11 protein-coding genes and 3 pseudogenes are annotated in these 16,522 nt (G+C 35.5%); 5 read left to right on the top strand and 9 right to left on the bottom strand.

All coding sequences use genetic code 11. The annotated features are described in order from the left end of the window. Positions 1-75: 75 nt before the first annotated feature. The 5 genes from TX86_RS08750 to TX86_RS08770 all read right to left on the bottom strand — a co-directional run bounded on the left by TX86_RS08750 (position 76) and on the right by TX86_RS08770 (position 6,584). Positions 76-1,296 (bottom strand): MFS transporter, encoded by a 1,221-nt coding sequence (locus TX86_RS08750; RefSeq protein ID WP_042348101.1) that lies wholly within the window; start codon positions 1,294-1,296, stop codon positions 76-78. Between the two features lie 90 nt (positions 1,297-1,386). Continuing rightward, on the bottom strand, positions 1,387-2,265 hold the full coding sequence (locus TX86_RS08755) for a shikimate dehydrogenase (RefSeq protein WP_042348102.1): 879 nt from the start codon (positions 2,263-2,265) through the stop codon (positions 1,387-1,389). 361 nt (positions 2,266-2,626) lie between these two features. Then, complete coding sequence (gene aroD / locus TX86_RS08760; protein ID WP_042348104.1) at positions 2,627-3,388, bottom strand: type I 3-dehydroquinate dehydratase; 762 nt, start codon at positions 3,386-3,388, stop codon at positions 2,627-2,629. A 30-nt stretch (positions 3,389-3,418) separates the two neighbouring features. Continuing rightward, positions 3,419-4,306, bottom strand: a complete 888-nt coding sequence (locus tag TX86_RS08765) for a shikimate dehydrogenase (RefSeq protein WP_042348105.1) — start codon at positions 4,304-4,306, stop codon at positions 3,419-3,421. A 277-nt stretch (positions 4,307-4,583) separates the two neighbouring features. Continuing rightward, complete coding sequence (locus TX86_RS08770) at positions 4,584-6,584, bottom strand: oxidoreductase (protein ID WP_042348107.1); 2,001 nt, start codon at positions 6,582-6,584, stop codon at positions 4,584-4,586. Between the two features lie 256 nt (positions 6,585-6,840). On the opposite strand from TX86_RS08770, the gene TX86_RS08775 reads away from it, so the two are divergent. The 3 genes and pseudogenes from TX86_RS08775 (at position 6,841) to TX86_RS08785 (ending at position 9,293) form a co-directional block, all read left to right on the top strand. Further along, positions 6,841-7,752, top strand: a complete 912-nt coding sequence (locus tag TX86_RS08775; RefSeq protein WP_042348109.1) for a LysR family transcriptional regulator — start codon at positions 6,841-6,843, stop codon at positions 7,750-7,752. A 209-nt stretch (positions 7,753-7,961) separates the two neighbouring features. Next, positions 7,962-8,289 (top strand): annotated as a pseudogene (locus tag TX86_RS08780) (GNAT family N-acetyltransferase); the annotation flags it as partial. Positions 8,290-8,354: 65 nt separating this feature from the next. Beyond that, complete coding sequence (locus TX86_RS08785; protein ID WP_042348110.1) at positions 8,355-9,293, top strand: LysR family transcriptional regulator; 939 nt, start codon at positions 8,355-8,357, stop codon at positions 9,291-9,293. 197 nt (positions 9,294-9,490) lie between these two features. Here TX86_RS08785 and TX86_RS08790 read toward each other — a convergent pair whose 3' ends face one another. Beyond that, positions 9,491-10,129 (bottom strand): HD domain-containing protein, encoded by a 639-nt coding sequence (locus TX86_RS08790; protein ID WP_042348111.1) that lies wholly within the window; start codon positions 10,127-10,129, stop codon positions 9,491-9,493. A 414-nt stretch (positions 10,130-10,543) separates the two neighbouring features. Between TX86_RS08790 and TX86_RS08795 the strand changes: the two are divergent. Next, a pseudogene (locus TX86_RS08795) lies at positions 10,544-10,861 on the top strand (MerR family transcriptional regulator); the annotation flags it as partial. Next, complete coding sequence (locus tag TX86_RS08800) at positions 10,858-11,775, top strand: DMT family transporter (protein WP_042348113.1); 918 nt, start codon at positions 10,858-10,860, stop codon at positions 11,773-11,775. The pseudogene TX86_RS08795 and the gene TX86_RS08800, both read left to right, overlap by 4 nt. A 126-nt stretch (positions 11,776-11,901) precedes the next feature. Here the strand turns inward: TX86_RS08800 and TX86_RS08805 are convergent, their stop codons facing one another. The 3 genes and pseudogenes from TX86_RS08805 to TX86_RS27900 form a co-directional block, all read right to left on the bottom strand. Then, the gene (locus TX86_RS08805) at positions 11,902-13,830 is read right to left on the bottom strand and encodes a peptidoglycan D,D-transpeptidase FtsI family protein (protein WP_230203601.1); all 1,929 of its coding nucleotides are present in this window, start codon (positions 13,828-13,830) and stop codon (positions 11,902-11,904) included. Positions 13,831-14,513: 683 nt separating this feature from the next. Further along, positions 14,514-14,999 (bottom strand): CZB domain-containing protein, encoded by a 486-nt coding sequence (locus TX86_RS27795; protein WP_439096849.1) that lies wholly within the window; start codon positions 14,997-14,999, stop codon positions 14,514-14,516. Between the two features lie 39 nt (positions 15,000-15,038). Further along, positions 15,039-16,226 (bottom strand): annotated as a pseudogene (locus TX86_RS27900) (methyl-accepting chemotaxis protein); the annotation flags it as partial. Positions 16,227-16,522 lie beyond the last annotated feature (296 nt).

The following is a 16,522-nucleotide window of genomic DNA, read 5'->3' on the forward strand; positions in this document are numbered from 1 at the left end:
TTGAAGGCGTACCAAAAGTGAATTTCAATCACTTTTAGCACAACCCCATAATTTATTTCTATATTATAACTTTTGCTAGGCAGCTACACTACCCTTAGTATTTTCCACTTTCATAACAATACGGTATCTGATTAGTACAACTACAGATAACAATACCCCAACGAAAGTTACTGCTGCACCAAAATAAATGATATTTGTTACATTTGATTCTGCAAGCATTCCTGTAACCGCTGGAATTACTGCACTAGCAACACTTGACATTGTCATGAAGATACCTGTCATTGTTCCTTTTTTACCATTAAAGAATTCAGTCATTACTACTAATCCTAATTGAAGTACTCCACCAGCTGCGAAGAAGCCAATTAAGAATGCACCTGCAACAACCATAATCGGTGTTTGAATAAACGCTACTCCCAGTAATACAAACAGTGACATTAATGGATAAACGAACACAACATATACTGGCTTAATTAAACTCTTAACTAAGTATGATGTTAAGAAAACAGATGCTAAAGAACCTGCACTATAATAAGAAACTAATTTTAAAGCTGAAGTGTTTGTCATACCTACTACTTCTTCACCATAAGTCGGTAACCAAGTTTGAACGATTAAGAATGTTGCTGTTGCTGTAAAAGCGATCATAATAACAGCTAGACCTTCAACCCAGAACTTAGGCTTTGAAGCAAATACTTTTGTCGCTTGTCCTTCTTCTTTTCCATCTTTTACTTTTGACACAACGTGATTTGGGAACGGTGATTTAAGAATAAAGATTGCATTTAGTACTAATAATGCAACTGGGATTAGGAATGACACGCCCCAATACCAATTGTTTGTAATAACTAAACCAATGATTACTGGTAATAAGAACTGACCTGCAGAAATAAACGCTTTAATAATGATATTTGCAGTACCCGCTGCTGTTGGGAATGACTCCATTAATGCTGGATAAGTACCTGCATCTAATACAGAATTTGCAATCCCTGCTAACAAAGCAAATACAAATGCGATCTGAACATTTGGTGCAAATAAAATCGAAACAAAGAATGCAACATATACTATCATACCCACAAGAATAGTTGGTTTTCTGCCAAATTTATCAGATAGAACGCCAGAGATTGCTAAAGCTATTAAACGTCCAATTCCAAGCGCAGAGATTACATAAGCTACACCTGCTTTATCCGTATGTAACTGTCCAGTTAAAAATGTCATGTTTTGAGCTAAAATGATAGCCCCCATACCATGAACAAAGTAGTTAATATACATTGCCATTGCGGTTGGCAAATACTTATTTTTCATTATGATTACTCCGTTTCAGCCATTATTTATTTAGTTTGCCGTTTAGCTCTTCATATACTTTCAGAGCTAAACGGATGATTTTACATATTTTTAAAACATTTGCTCTTTCACATAATTAACAGGCATTTCTTCCCCTGTCCAAATTTCAAATGCTTTTGCCCCTTGATAAAGCATCATGCCTAAGCCATTAATTGTTTTACATCCAGCACCTTCAGCCATTTCTAGCATCTTTGTTTTACGTGGAATGTATACAACATCAGACACAATTAATTCTGGACGAAGCCATGAAGCATCCGGAATTAGACATTCATCTTGAAGTGGCTTCATTCCAACTCCTGTACCATTTGTTAAAATATCTGCTTCAGCAATTGCTGCTTTCAATGCATCAAGATCTTTAAGCTTATGAACGGTTGCTTTACAGTTTACATCTTTCATTTCTTCGTTAATGATTTGAACATTTTTCTCTGCACGAGCATAGAACTCATCATCACGGTTAAAGATGGAAATTTCAGCTACTCCATCAAGTGCTGCTTGAATTGCGATAGCGGTTGCTGCTCCACCCGCACCCATTAGAACCATTTTCTTACCGATAACATCTACGCCAGCTTCTTTTAGCCCACGCATATAACCAGTTCCATCTGTAATATGACCAATTAGTTTGCCATTTTCATTAACAACTGTATTAACAGCTCCTGCAAACTGTGCAGCTGGTGATAATTCATCAAGTAAAGATAGAATTTTTGTTTTATTTGGCATTGAAACGTTAAATCCACGAACCTCTAATGCACGCATACCTGTTACAACATCCGCTAATTGTTCATTACCAACTTCAAATGCCATGTAAGCATAATTTAATCCTAGTTTTCTAAGTGACATATTATGCATAGCTGGCGATAATGAATGACCAATTGGTGTTGCCAATAATCCTAATAATTTCGTTCTTCCATCGATGCGTCCTAAATCTGTCATTGTAATACCTCCAATTGTTTTTCTCTGTCAGAATGATTTACAAAAAGGTAGCCTGATCAAACAATAGTTACCTTTTGATTTGATTCATCTATGTAACAGCCTTAATAATGTGAAATACTTCACATTAAAATAGAAAATTAATCTCTTAATCTTTGCTACTATGTATTTCGTCTGTTTTTTCCTGACCACTTGATTATAAAAGGCTTTATCCTATTACGTCTAATTGAATTAATCATGCTTATTTATAGTTTTTTTCTATATATAAAGCGTGATTATACATCGTTTTTTCTGTAATTTTAAATCGTGAAGTACGATTAGAAGGCAAAACAAAATCATTTTACCTTCTTAAATGTATGAAGTCTTACAGGCTCTTATGTAAGATGTTTAACACTGTGCGAAGTTCTTCAACCGGAATTTGTCCTGGAGCTGAAGCTTCTTTTCCAGCACCAAATGTGAATGCAGAACCGAATACTTCTCCAGCTAAGCGGCTGATTACACCTGTACCACCCATTGACATAGTAATAATCGGACGATCAGCATATTTCGTTTTCATTGTATTTGTTGCATCTAATAATGTAATAACATCGGCTACACTTGTTGGCATAACAGCAATCTTTGGAATATCAGCACCAAACTCTTGCATTTTACGAAGACGATTAATAATTTCTTCTTTAGCGGGCGTTTTGAAGAAATCATGATTTGACATAATAACAAATACACCATTTTCCTTTGCTGTCGCTAATAATGTTTTCACATTTTCTTCTTCATTAAATAGCTCTACGTCTACTAAATCAATATTCTTTGTACGTATAGCCGTTTGATTAAGCTCTAAATAGAACGCATCGCTAATTTCTTTGTTTCCGCCTTCTTTATGACTTCTAAATGTGAATAGCAATAACTCTTCTGCAAATACTTTTCTAAGTTTCGCAATAAGTTGTGTAACAGCTTGAAGATTTTCTACATGCTCGTAAATATCTACACGCCATTCAACTACATCTGGAGTAAGTGCTTTTACCATTTCAGCTTCTTGTAGAATTTCAGCTTCTGTCTTCCCAACAAGTGGAACGATAATTTTCGAAGCTCCTTCGCCAATTGTTACATCTTTAATTTTTAAAATGCTCATTGTATTTCTCCTCTTTATCAAAAATTCTATCTATATGTTTGAAAACATTTGTTGCTTTACATATTCAACAGGCATTTTTTGACCTGTCCAAATTTCAAATGCTTTAGCTCCTTGATGAAGCATCATACCTAAGCCGTTAATTGTTTGACAGCCAGCACTTTCAGCCATCTCTAACATTTTCGTTTTACGGGGAATATAAACAATATCAGATACAATTAAATCAGAGCGTAAACATGTAGGGTCTGGAATTAAACAACTATTTTCTAAAGGCTTCATCCCAACTCCTGTTGCATTCGTCAAAATATCGCTGCTGGCGATTTCAGCCTTAAATGTTGATTCATCTTCAAGGGTGTAAGCCGTTGCTTTGCATTGTAAATCCTTCATTTCTTCATTAATAATGCGCGCATTATGTACGGCTCTTTCAAAGAACTCATCATTATTATTAAAGATTGAAATTTCTGCAACACCATCTAACGCTGCTTGAATGGCAATAGCCGTCGCAGCTCCTCCTGCACCTATTATCGTCATTTTTTTACCAACAACATCGATACCCGCTTCTTTCAAAGCATACATATAACCAATGCCGTCTGTATTATGACCAATTAACTTACCCTTTTCATTGACCACTGTGTTAACTGCTCCTGCAAAGCGTGCTGCCGGCGAAAGATCATCTAATAATGGAAGAATTTTTGTTTTATTTGGCATTGAAACATTAAAACCCCGAATTTGAAGCGCCCGCATACCTGTTACGACATCTGTTAACTCTCGATTACCAACTTCAAATGCCATATAGACATAGTTTAATCCAAGCTTTTTCAGAGACATATTATGCATAGCTGGTGATAACGAATGTCCAATGGGTGTCGCTAAAAGACCTAATAGCTTTGTTCTCCCATCGATACGACCTGAATCTGACATGAATAACCCTCCCACAATCACTTATAGTTGTTCATATTATGAATGATTTTTGCATTAGAATTCAATGGGACTAACTCAAATACGTTCCACTTTATTCTAAGCAATATCATTTGTGAACTTATTCACAAATAAATATAATCTTTCATGACTACTTGATTATAAAAGAGACTCATCATTAAATCTAATTGAAAATTCAACTGATATTAATAGATTTCATCTATACTTTTAAGTAGGTAAGTCAAAATTATTTATTGACTTACCTATAGAATCATTTCTATTAAATGACACCGATTTTTTTCAATGTATCTGTAATATTTCTACCTTCACGAATACCATCTAGGATTTTACGTGCACGTTGACTGTCTCCAATATTTACAAATTCTACTCCTTGTTTTGTAAAATGTTTGTGTAATAACTGAACATGGTCATTGACTGGTTTCATACCTAAGCAAACAAATCCATAATCAAATTCAAGATTTGAATCTTGACCCTCAAACTGTAGCTTAAAGTGACTAGACTCGACTTGCATTAATGACGTATTTGTATGAACAGTTACATCTTTTTCTTTAATCATACTCATCATTGAAATTTTAGTAATATGATCTAAATCACGACCTAACATAGGCAATCTCTCAACGATTGTAACGTCTGCTCCTTTTTCAGAGAAGTATTCAACGACATCAAGGCCTACAGCGCCTCCACCAATAACAGCAATCTTTTTGCCTTTTACATCTAATTCGTTAAATTCATCTAGATTATTTAATAAGCCCCTGATTGAATAAAGATTTGATTCTTCTTTATCAATACGCTCTAATAAACCAGGTATAGGTGGTAATAATGGCTGTGAACCTGTTGCATTAATAACAACATCTGGCTTGAACTGTTCAATAGTTTCAATGTCAGCTCTTGTATTTGTAAATGTTATTAAGTTCTTTAATTGATCTGCTCTTCTCACTAAGTAATCTGGAAAATCCGAAATTCTATTTTTCGCTGGTAAAGTAGCAATTTCTCGTGCAAGACCACCTAAGTATGGCTTTTGCTCAAATAAATAAGTTGTACATCCCACTTCAGCTGCTGTACATGCTGCTTCTAAACCAGCTGTACCTCCACCGATGACTACTACATTTGTTGTTTCTGCTACTTTCTTCTCTTTGTATCCCTCTTCATCCATTAAGTTAGGATTAATGGTACATCTAATTGGACGATTTAAACCAATACGATGTCCAGCACAACCAATATTACAAGAGATACATTTTCGAATCATCTCTTCATTTGCTTCTCCTACTTTCTTCACCCAATAAGGATCAGCAATAAGACCACGCCCCATACCGATTAAATCAGCATGACCTTCCGCTAATACTTGCTCAGCGATTTGCGGGTTACGAATATTACCAGTTGTCATTGTCACTTTTCCGAACTTCTCTTTCACTGCTTTCGCCATATATGTACGCCAACCATCTGGTAAATTCATTTGGTCAATTTGATATTGTACAGAATCGTTAACAGCTGCGGATACGTTGAAAATATCTATTTCTTCATGTAAATATTCAAGAATTTGCAACGTATCTTCTAATGTATTTCCACCTGCAAGAAAATCATCCGCACTGAAACGAAGACTAATTGGGAAGAATGGACCTACTTCCGCACGAACACGGTCGATAACCATACGTGCAAAGCGAGCTCTATTTTCATAGCTACCACCAAATTCATCTGTACGATTATTATATAGTGGTGATAAGAATTGGCAGATTAAATAAGAATGACCTGCGTGAATTTCAACAGCATCAAATCCCGCTGTTTGAGCACGTCTTGCTGCTTTCCCATACTTCTCGACGATTTCTAAAATCTCCTCCTTACTTAGCGGTCTTGGCGTTACGCCACCTGTTTTTGAAGGAATATTTGATGCCGATACTGGAGTTAAACCTTCTATTCGATCTGGAATAGCCGATGCTCCAGCATGGTTAATCTGAATGGAAACATTCGCACCATGTTTATGTAATCTTTCAGTTAAGTTAAATAAACCAGGAATATATTTATCATGGTCAATTCGGATTTGAGTCGTTCCATTAGAACCTAGGGGAAAATCAACATTCGCATTCTCAATGATAATTAATCCTGTTCCTCCTTTAGCTCGTTGCTCATAATAACTAATATGATCCTCGTTAAATTCTCCATGCTGTCCACCAAAGTTCGTTCCCATAGGTGGCATAACGATACGGTTTTTTAACATCATGCTTTTTATAGTTAGTGGTTCAAAAATATGTTGATAAGTAGTCATGTGTATATCCTTCCTATAGCTAATTTTTCCAATGAAAAATAAAAAAAAATTTGATACAGTAAATTCAGTTCCCTATTCATTTAGGTCGATGGTTCATATTAATTTATGTGATTTTTTTCACAAACTTTAATAGTCATTCTCCTTATCTTTCATTACTGCCTTACACTTTAAAATTATACGACCCAACTATACTAATAATCTAATTGGTTTTTACCATTATATTTATAGGTATTTTCTATAGAAAGGAACATAATTGATGAATTTAAGACAACTGTACTATTTTAAAACCCTTGCCAAGTTGGAACATTATACACAAGCCGCTTCCCACCTTTCTATAACCCAACCAAGCTTAAGTCATGCCATATCTGAATTAGAGAAAGAGTTAGGAATTTACTTATTTGAAAAGCACGGAAGGAACGTGCGCTTAACGAAATACGGTCGTTACTTTCTTACATACGTTGAAAATGCATTAGAAGAACTGGAAAAAGGCGAGAGAAAAATGAAAAAGCTAGCTAGTCCCACCGAAGGAGTTATTGACTTAGCCTTTATCTATACTCTGGGATCTCGTTTTATTCCGAACATTATTCAAGCGTTTTCAAATATAGAACAATATAAAAATATTTCTTTTTCATTTAGTCAGGGCATTACAAAAAATATTATTCAGGGTTTGAAAGATGAAAAATATGATTTAGCATTCTGTTCAATGGTCGACAATGAACCTGATATTGAGTTCACTCCAATTGCACAGCAAGAACTTGTATTAATTGTTCCAGAGAATCATCCACTAGCTGATTATGATTCAGTAAATTTAAAAGATACAGCACCTTATCCTTTTGTTTTCTTTAATCCAGATAGTGGTATTCGTCCTATTATTAATAACTTATTTGAACAAGTGAATGTTAAACCGAAGATTGTATGTGAAGTTGAAGAAGATAGTGCTATTGCAGGTTTAGTTTCAGTAAATTACGGGATTGCTGTCATGCCACGAATTGTCTCGCTGGAACACCATAATGTAAAGATTCTTGAAATCGAAGAACCCGCTTATCATCGCTATATATACCTTGCTAGTGTCAAAAATCATTACTTGTCCCCAGCCGTATGTCACTTCCGTGATTTTGTCATTTCATATGCAAAAGAGCAATATTCACATTCTAAAAGCTTGATATAATTTAAAAAAAGCATAATGTCATACATAATATGTAGTACATCACTTGATAAAGTGGTGTACTCATTTATATAATTGCCCTCCTTTATTAAGTTACATTCTAATGCAATTATTTACATACCTAGGATACGACATAATCAAATCTCTATCTTTAAAATGACTTGATATTCTTTTACTATTGTATATAATAATTCTTCTTAAAATGTGAAGGGACTGAACTACAAACAGAAAGATTAACGCTAAAAAAAGGAAGTATCAGACTCCCCTAGCATATTTAAAATTTGGTCAGAACCTGAAGTTACAAAATTTATGAATATCGATAGTTTTACTGATGAAAGTCAGGCAATACAGATGATTGAAATGCTTGATAATTTATCTCAAGAAAATAAAGCTATTCGCTATTCAATTGTTCATTTAGAATCAAAGCAAATTATCGGCTCTTGTGGTTATAATTCATTAGATTATGAGAATTCAAAAACAGAAATCGGTTATGAAATTAGTAAAGAATATTGGGGTAATGGATTTGCAACGGAAGCCCTTGGTGACAATTATATTTTTCTGAAAATGATATACTAGGCATATACATAAAGAGTGGAGGATGGTAGATGGAATTAAGACAATTGGAGTACTTTATGAAGTTGAGTGAAGATTTGCACTTTACTCGTGCTGCGGAACAATTACATATCTCTCAACCCACATTAAGCCATCAAATCAAGGTATTAGAGGGAGAAATGGGCTGTCTTTTGTTTGATCGCATCGGGAAAAAAATATCGCTAACTGAAGCCGGACATATATTGTATGAACAAGGTCTTCATATTTTTCGAGCCATTGAAAATACAAAGGTACAGATAAATGATCTAGATATGATGCAAGGAGGAGCACTGAACATTGGTGCCCTACCAGGAGAATTAACCAATCTAGTCTCTAATAATTTAGTAAAATACCATAAACAATTTCCTCAGGTTCATGTAGCTGTTTTAAGTTTAGATGATTTATTTGGTCCATTGAAAGATAATAAAATCGACTTTGCGATATCATTCGCCCGTGAATACAAGCAAAGTAATGATGAGCAATTGATTGAAATTCCACTATACACCGAGGAACTGCTTCTCGTAGCGCATCGTGAGCATCCATTGATGCAGCTAGAAACCATTACCTTACAGCAAGTGTTAGAGCAACCATTAGTAACTTTTCCAGATATTCAACAATGTCGGCAAACACTTGATTCAGCGGCACGTCAGGAGAAGATTTCATTACAGCCTATATTTGAAACCTCAAGCATCGAAGCTATTTTTAACTTTGTAAAGAATCATTTAGGCGTGACCATTATTTCTAATACACTATATCAGTTACATAAAAGTGAGGAAATTAGTGCACGTTCTATTAATCATAATAAATTAACACGCCAGATTGTTTTGCTTTATCGCAAAGATAAATTCATGAGTAAGCGTGTGAAAGCATATATGCCTATTTTCATCCTTTATTTGAAAGAATTAAAAATAGAGGTTCCTGCTACTAGTATGAAACAACTGCAATTGTTATAAAAGGATGTTCAAAAGTGATTTTCAATCATTTTTGAACACCCTCTTACACTTTTTTCAACATTCGAAATTTATTATTCTATTCAACTGACACCATTCCATCTTTAATCCATAAAGCAGCTTCATCAGCTGTTACAATTATTTTCTATTAATCATGATGCCTTATTCTTATCTTTTCTTACTCTAACATCTAGTTGTTATTACTCCTTCCAAGGCGAATGTAAAACACAATCACAGAAATTTTTAGGTTTATAATTTGGGATATAACGAGCGCATACATCCGATTTAATATTTCCAAAAGTCGTTTCAGGTTTATGCTTAAAGCCCTCAAAAAATGCAGGTAAGATGTCTTGTTTAAACTGATTACGAGGAAAGGCTTGTACAATAGCCTCACGCTCAGCATCCGATAAATCATGGTACCCATCTCCCATAACGTCTAACCCAACACCTGCATAGAGTAAAGCGACTTCATTTTCTTTATGCTCAGCAATACCAAGTGTAGTGTGTAAAGCTATGGCATCCCAAACAAGCTGCATGGATGCCTCTCCAATATTATAAGTTGATAAAAACTGTCGAGCTGCATTCGCCCCATCTACCTCAAAACGAAGGTCGTTGCTACTAAATTTCTTTGTTAATCCCATATCGTGAAATAAAGCACTAACATATAAAAGTTCCTCATCATATGCTTTGTTAACTTTTTTTCCTTGTATTGCCCCAAATAAATACACTCGATTTGAGTGATTCCACAATAGTTCTGATCCGTATTCTTTTAAAATATCCTGTGCATCTAAAGCTAAGCGACTATCAGGAATGATAATCCCAGCAATTTCGTTAGACATTCAAATCCCTCCTCATGTACCCAAAATAAAGCTACTACAATGGGTTGTTATAATTATATTAACAATTCAGATTATTTATCAATTAAATGATTTCTATAATAACGATAGATTTTATCAATGATTTTGCTATGCTTTCACCTCTGGTTCGAAAATAGAAAAGACTTTGTTCGCTTATATTATCGATGAACGATTTTGTAATATGTAGTAAATAACTATCGTACAATTGTTAATCTTAACATACTTCCCCCACTTGTTATTGAACTCCACTGCTCCTTTAGTACCCATTCAAATATCAAAACTAACATTAAATTATTAAATATTTAAAAAATATTGACTTAGAGTTATCTCTAAGTTGTAAACTAGCTTTATTCTAAAGAAAAGGATGATGTTAATGTTGTCAATAAGTGAAGCAGCCGAAAAATGAATGGAAACCGTTTTTATTTAGAATCAGATATTCAATTTATGAAATTTCTAAAAACCTTAAAAGAAACAGGTATGTCATTAGAAGATATCAGTGAGATTGTAAAAGATGGTTGTATTTTAGAAAAATTACATATAGGACTTGAATCATCAAAGTTAATACCTTCATTAAATAAACGCATTGAGATTTTAAAAAAGCATCTTGAAGAAATGGAAAGAAAAAAGAAGGAATTAGATGAAGTAATTTCTACAACCAAGACAAAATTGAATACCTATTATTCGATTTTAAGAGAGGATGGGGAATACAAATGAAGCACTTAAAGATATACCTAATGCTTCTTGGATTCTCTATTTTTACTGGTGCTACCTTTAACCTTGCAAAATATACTGTTGACTATTTTTCACCAGCTTCAGCTGCTGCTTGGAGATTCGGAATCGCTTCGGTGATTATGTTGATAATCTTATTATATACAGAGGGTATAAAGAAGAATGTCTTAAAACAAAATGTCCTAATATACATTTTTCTTGGAATGGTAGGAATTTTTGGGTTTAACACTTTATTTTTTGTAGGATTAAAATATACTTCTCCTGTTAACGGTGCCTTAATTATGGGGCTGAATCCTTTATTAACTACTATACTATCTAGAATTATTTTAAAAGATAAAATTTCAAAAAAGCAATTGGCTGGTATTCTTTTTGCTTTCATCGGTGTGTTAATAGTCATAACACAGGGATATATTGAGACTATTAAAAACCTATCAATTTCTGTTGGAGATTTATTCATTTTAGCTGGTAATACTTGCTGGGCTCTATATGGTGTACTTGGACGCCGATATATAAAGGATGTAAGTCCATTGTCTACAACTACCTATACAATGATTGTAGGTGCTGTTTGTCTAATTATTGTATCTTTAACCACTCAAAACCCTGTTCCAATACATAACATTCCGATTCAAACTTGGGGAGCAATTGCATTTATGGCTATCTTTACTAGTGTTTTAGGTTATCTATGGTGGAACCAAGGTATTAAAGTTATTGGGGCAAGTAATACTTCTATATTTTTCAACCTAGTTCCCATAGTTACTATGATTATTTCATATGTCACAGGCTCACAAATAACATTTATTCAAATTAGTGGAGCAATTTTAGTGATATTTGGTGTTTTATTATCCTCGGGAATAATAAAACACCAAATAATAAATATAAAAAAACATTTAATAACGTAATATCTTTCGCAATCGAGAACGTTTATATTAATTGAAAAATAATGGTGTTTGTTATTACTAATCAAGTTTGATTCAAAAGCTATCATTAATATATCAATAAAAAGGTGGAGCAAATACCCCACCTTTTTATTGATTATCAGTTCTACTTTTTTTCAATTCAAAGTATTTACCCATCGCTTTTCGAGCGATATCCAAGTTCATGCTATGTCCTGAACTTCCCACGTAAGCCCATGGAACAACAACGGAAATAGCAATTTCCGGGTTATCCGCAGGAGCATATCCAATCATGGATAGGTTCATGATATCCGAAGGACCGAATCGTTTATTGATACTTTTATCCGGTCCAGCATACATCGTTTGAGCGGTTCCCGTCTTACCGGCCATTTTATAAGGCGCAGAATGAAAAGCATTGTAGCCAGTCCCACCTGGCTGTTGCATAACCATTTCAAATCCCTTTTGGACGCGCTCAATCCAGCTTTTTTTCATGTCCAACGTATTCAACACTTTCGGATTGTTGCTCTCCAATACCGCTCCGGATTCCTTTGAATCATGACTCGACTCGCGAATCTCCCTCATGATATGCGGCTGGATGCGCTTCCCACCGTTAGCAATCGTTGAGACGTATTGCACCAGTTGGAGAGGCGTGTACGTGTCGAATTGCCCGATGGAGAAATCCAACAATTTACCAGGTCCAAGATCGTGGCCAACATACCCTGTTGCTTCATTAGGCAAATCGATTCCCGTTGGAACCCCAAGACCGAATGCATTGTAAGAACGCCGCATCGTATCGAATGTTTTCGGGTCAACGTTCAGAGGAGCTCCCGGCCGATAATTGGCCCCTGCGATATCCATCGCCGTTCTGAACATGTACACGTTTGACGATTGCTTGAGTGCTTGAAGATCGCTAATGCTACCCATGTTCTTCCACGACTTCTTGACTTGCGTGCCCTTTATCTTAATAGGTGTATCGTACTTCACATCGCCCATATGCAACGCGCCCGTCTGGTACCCTGTTAGCACGGTGGCGCCTTTCACGACAGACCCACTTACATAGGCAGAGGTGAAAGTACCTAATGCATAGTCCTGCAACTCTGTTTTACCATTGTCTTTCACGAACTGCTTACCTGACATGGCTAAGATTTCGCCCGTGTTTGGGTTCATCATGACGACGAATGCCCTGTCCATTATGAAATTTCTCTTTTTCATCATTTCGTCGGTTACGATTTTATCAACAGCTGTTTGCAAACCCATGTCGATTGTCAGCACCAGATCGTTCCCCGGCTGTCCGGTGGAAACCACTTCGGAATCGACGACATTCCCGCTTCTATCGGTAACTTTTTTGACTTTTTCTTTTTGGCCTTTCAGCATATCTTCGTACTGGGCCTCGATGTAGCTTGTCCCTACCCGATCGTTCCGACTGTAGTCACGGGATAGATAGTAGTCTAGTTTATCCGCAGGAATACCTTGGCCCGGCTTGCTGACATTGCCGAGAACGGTACGAAGCGTTTTATCAAACGGATACATTCGTTCCCAATCCGCGATGACGTCGATGCCTGGTAGTGATGACAAATGTTCGCTTACTTCAGCGACTTCATCTCGTGTCACATTTTTATTCTTAATGGGCTGTGGTGTCAAAATAGTAGCGCTGTTCATCTCACGGAAAATAGCAAGAACCTGAAGATCCTTATTGCTGAGTGAATTGAGTTCTTCTTTCGTAATTCGATCTAATTGACGATGATAAATATCCATATCGTCGATTTCGCCAGCTTTGAATTGCTTATCATCTTCTTTTGTAATCTTCTTCTTAGCTGCTTTCTCATGCGTCAAAAGCCAATAATCTTTCTTGTCGCGCTCTCTAATTTTGTCTGTCGAAACCTTGATCATCTCTGATAGCTTTCTAGCAAGTTTAAGCATGTCGTCGGTCGTTGTATTCTGCTCGCGTGTGAAGGTGATAGAATCCAAAGCAACGTTATCAACGACTACCCTACCGTATCTATCGTACATTCGACCTCGAGGCATCCCGCTGCTGACTTCAATATCTTCTGTACGTTCCACTTCACGTTTGTAATCATCCCCATGGATAATCTGCACGATTCCTAAACGAAGGACCAATGTTGTGAATAGTAAGAAAATAGCAAAGAAAAGGATTGTTACTCGCACGGGTAGTTGCTTGTTTTTCTTTTTTCTTTTTTGTCCAATCTCTCCCCACCCTTGTTGAAGATATAAAAAAAGACGCTCTCATAGTACAGAACAAGAGCGTCTTTCTCTACTATTCTATTAATATATAGCTAGGAAAAAGCACTGTCATCCTATATGCGTAGCTTTCATAAATAATGAACGTAATTGGATTTATTGTTTAATTTAAGCATAGCTATAATACCTATTTCTGTCTCTTTAAATTACATATCAGGGATTCATTGTAAAGAGGCTTCTTCCAACTTTATTTTTTTCAGTCTTAACCCTTCGGCATGAGAAATACTGTCACCGTTCTTTTTTGATTAATGTCTATGCTCCTTGTTTTACGCCCATTTTAGAAAGAACTATGCGGCAGAAATAAGACGATTTGTTCTTGAAAACCCGCACTTGGTTTTCAAAACAGATTAGCTTATTTCCGAGATAGCAGGTGTAAGGTTAGACACCATGAAAATTATATACATTCTTATCTTTTTAAAAAAGATGGAGTATCCCTTATAAGTCTTTAGGGAGTACTCCATCTCTTCTACACGTTATTTACATCTTTATTCACATGTTTCTTTAATTATCTTATCAATTAACTCGATAACCTTATGGGAAGCAATTTCCAACTCTTCAAAGAAGGCTTCTGCTTTGTGCACGTCACCTTCCAAATATGCTTTACTAGCTTCTTTTGCATAATCATGTACTTTCTTATGGTACTCATCCAATTGTACGTAACTTTCATTCCGTTTCAGAGCTTCCCGAGTCTCAGGAGCAAAGTACCATTTACCTAATCGACATTCCATATGTGTATTCACATCAGTAGGTCGAACTGTCTCTACCCCAAGTAACATGTTATAGATTCGCCACTTCCATAGTACATGATCAGACTTTGCTAACTCAAGCACTGTTCGGGTAGTCAAGCTACTTCTACTAGAGAAAATGCTATTACGATAATCATTTATCATTACACTTAATTTATGAATTGCATTAATGGTTTCATGGCTTAAGTTGTTAAGAGACACAGAAATATCAGCAATACTCGTCATTCGATTAGCTACTTCATTTACTCCGGCTGATTGTTCTTCTGCAGTTGCCGCAGTTCCATTCGTTTGTTCGTTTATATCCTGCATTTTGGTAATAATACGGGAAATCATCGGAATTGTTTCCTGAGCATCTTCCACACTCTTATCTATTACTTCTTTCGTATGATTCGTAAGTCTATAGATGTCATTCGAAACCGTTTGTAACGTTTCAACATTGGCTATTACTTTTTTGAGAGACTGGACATTATTATCACTTAACTTACGAACTTCATCTGCTACTACAGCAAATCCTCGTCCTGCCTCTCCAGCTCTTGCCGCCTCAATTGCAGCATTCAAAGCTAATAGATTCGTTTGGTCAGCTATACCATTAATCACTTCAACTACTTCTTCGATCTGACTTACCGCACCTTGAAGTTCATTTACTTTATCAACAACTTGCTCGTATTCTTTGCTAGTCGTTACAATTTCACCTATAGCAGTACCAACAACACTTTGCCCCTTCTTAGACATCTCCACCGCTTCCTCGGTAGATTCAGCAACTGATACAGCATGGTTCGCTACATCATCAACCGACACAGCTAATTCTTCACTAGCCGCTTTTATACTTTGAATTTCCCCCTCCTCTTGTCGCAACATATCCAAGAAATCTTTCATAAACATGATTTCAGTATTTTGATTGATTATCTTCGTTATGTTAATAGCAGTATTTTCATATAATCGAAGATGTGATTCCCTAATTAATAACTGTTGGTCGATATTAAACGCCTTCTGTATACTTGTTAATAATAATAAACATTTATTCGGATGCAACCCTACCTTAGACAGCAGTACAGTCGTGAAAAAGAAATTCAACTGATTAAAAGCTATATTCACTTTGCAAATAGGAGCCTCCATGTTTAACAGCTTATCAATAAACTTGTACAACTTATCAAAGTACTTTTCATCTCTCTTAGAATGTAAGAACGTTTTCACATAGTCACTAAGTTCCCTCTGACTTAAACCGCTCCCCTTATCATCATTTATTTGGTCAAAATAGCGTACCAATAATGCTACACCTTCATCAACTGAATTATCTAAAAGAGTCGCAATTTCTTTGAAGTTATCCATATCACTTTTTTGGAACGAGTGAAATGATAGTACCTCTTGATGACTACCACAAGATAAATCTGATTCGTGAACTAACATTGATTCTGTACTAGCAACTGGTTTTAACTTACTAAAAATACTCATTAATTTCCCTCCACCTTTATCGAGTTTTACACTATTATAATTGTGAAAATTTGAATATAAAGTATCGTTAATAAATTATGTACCGCTATCTTGCAGAATGTATATTCAATCATGAAACTTGAACCTTCTTATACCTCTACACCTTAACTCAACCTATGAATCTTACTTTACATATACCCTTAATCTCTATCTTACAACCATTCTCTTCAAATCTTTTTTAGTTAAATTTTGAGATAAACTCGCTCATCACAGACAATATGAATCCTTTAGATAGATAATTTTTTGTCATTTTCTAT

The sequence above is a fragment of the Bacillus massiliigorillae genome (genome assembly GCF_000380245.2).
Lineage (GTDB): Bacteria > Bacillota > Bacilli > Bacillales > DSM-1321 > Bacillus_AD > Bacillus_AD massiliigorillae.

Excerpts from the sequence above, each read along its gene's own strand:
- TX86_RS08750 (WP_042348101.1), bottom strand. The coding sequence starts at position 1,296 with ATGAAAAATAAGTATTTGCCAACCGCAATGGCAATGTATATTAACTAC.
- TX86_RS08755 (WP_042348102.1), bottom strand. The coding sequence starts at position 2,265 with ATGACAGATTTAGGACGCATCGATGGAAGAACGAAATTATTAGGATTA.
- aroD (WP_042348104.1), bottom strand. The coding sequence starts at position 3,388 with ATGAGCATTTTAAAAATTAAAGATGTAACAATTGGCGAAGGAGCTTCG.
- TX86_RS08765 (WP_042348105.1), bottom strand. The coding sequence starts at position 4,306 with ATGTCAGATTCAGGTCGTATCGATGGGAGAACAAAGCTATTAGGTCTT.
- TX86_RS08770 (WP_042348107.1), bottom strand. The coding sequence starts at position 6,584 with ATGACTACTTATCAACATATTTTTGAACCACTAACTATAAAAAGCATG.
- TX86_RS08775 (WP_042348109.1), top strand. The coding sequence starts at position 6,841 with ATGAATTTAAGACAACTGTACTATTTTAAAACCCTTGCCAAGTTGGAA.
- TX86_RS08785 (WP_042348110.1), top strand. The coding sequence starts at position 8,355 with ATGGAATTAAGACAATTGGAGTACTTTATGAAGTTGAGTGAAGATTTG.
- TX86_RS08790 (WP_042348111.1), bottom strand. The coding sequence starts at position 10,129 with ATGTCTAACGAAATTGCTGGGATTATCATTCCTGATAGTCGCTTAGCT.
- TX86_RS08800 (WP_042348113.1), top strand. The coding sequence starts at position 10,858 with ATGAAGCACTTAAAGATATACCTAATGCTTCTTGGATTCTCTATTTTT.
- TX86_RS27795 (WP_439096849.1), bottom strand. The coding sequence starts at position 14,999 with ATGACGAGTATTGCTGATATTTCTGTGTCTCTTAACAACTTAAGCCAT.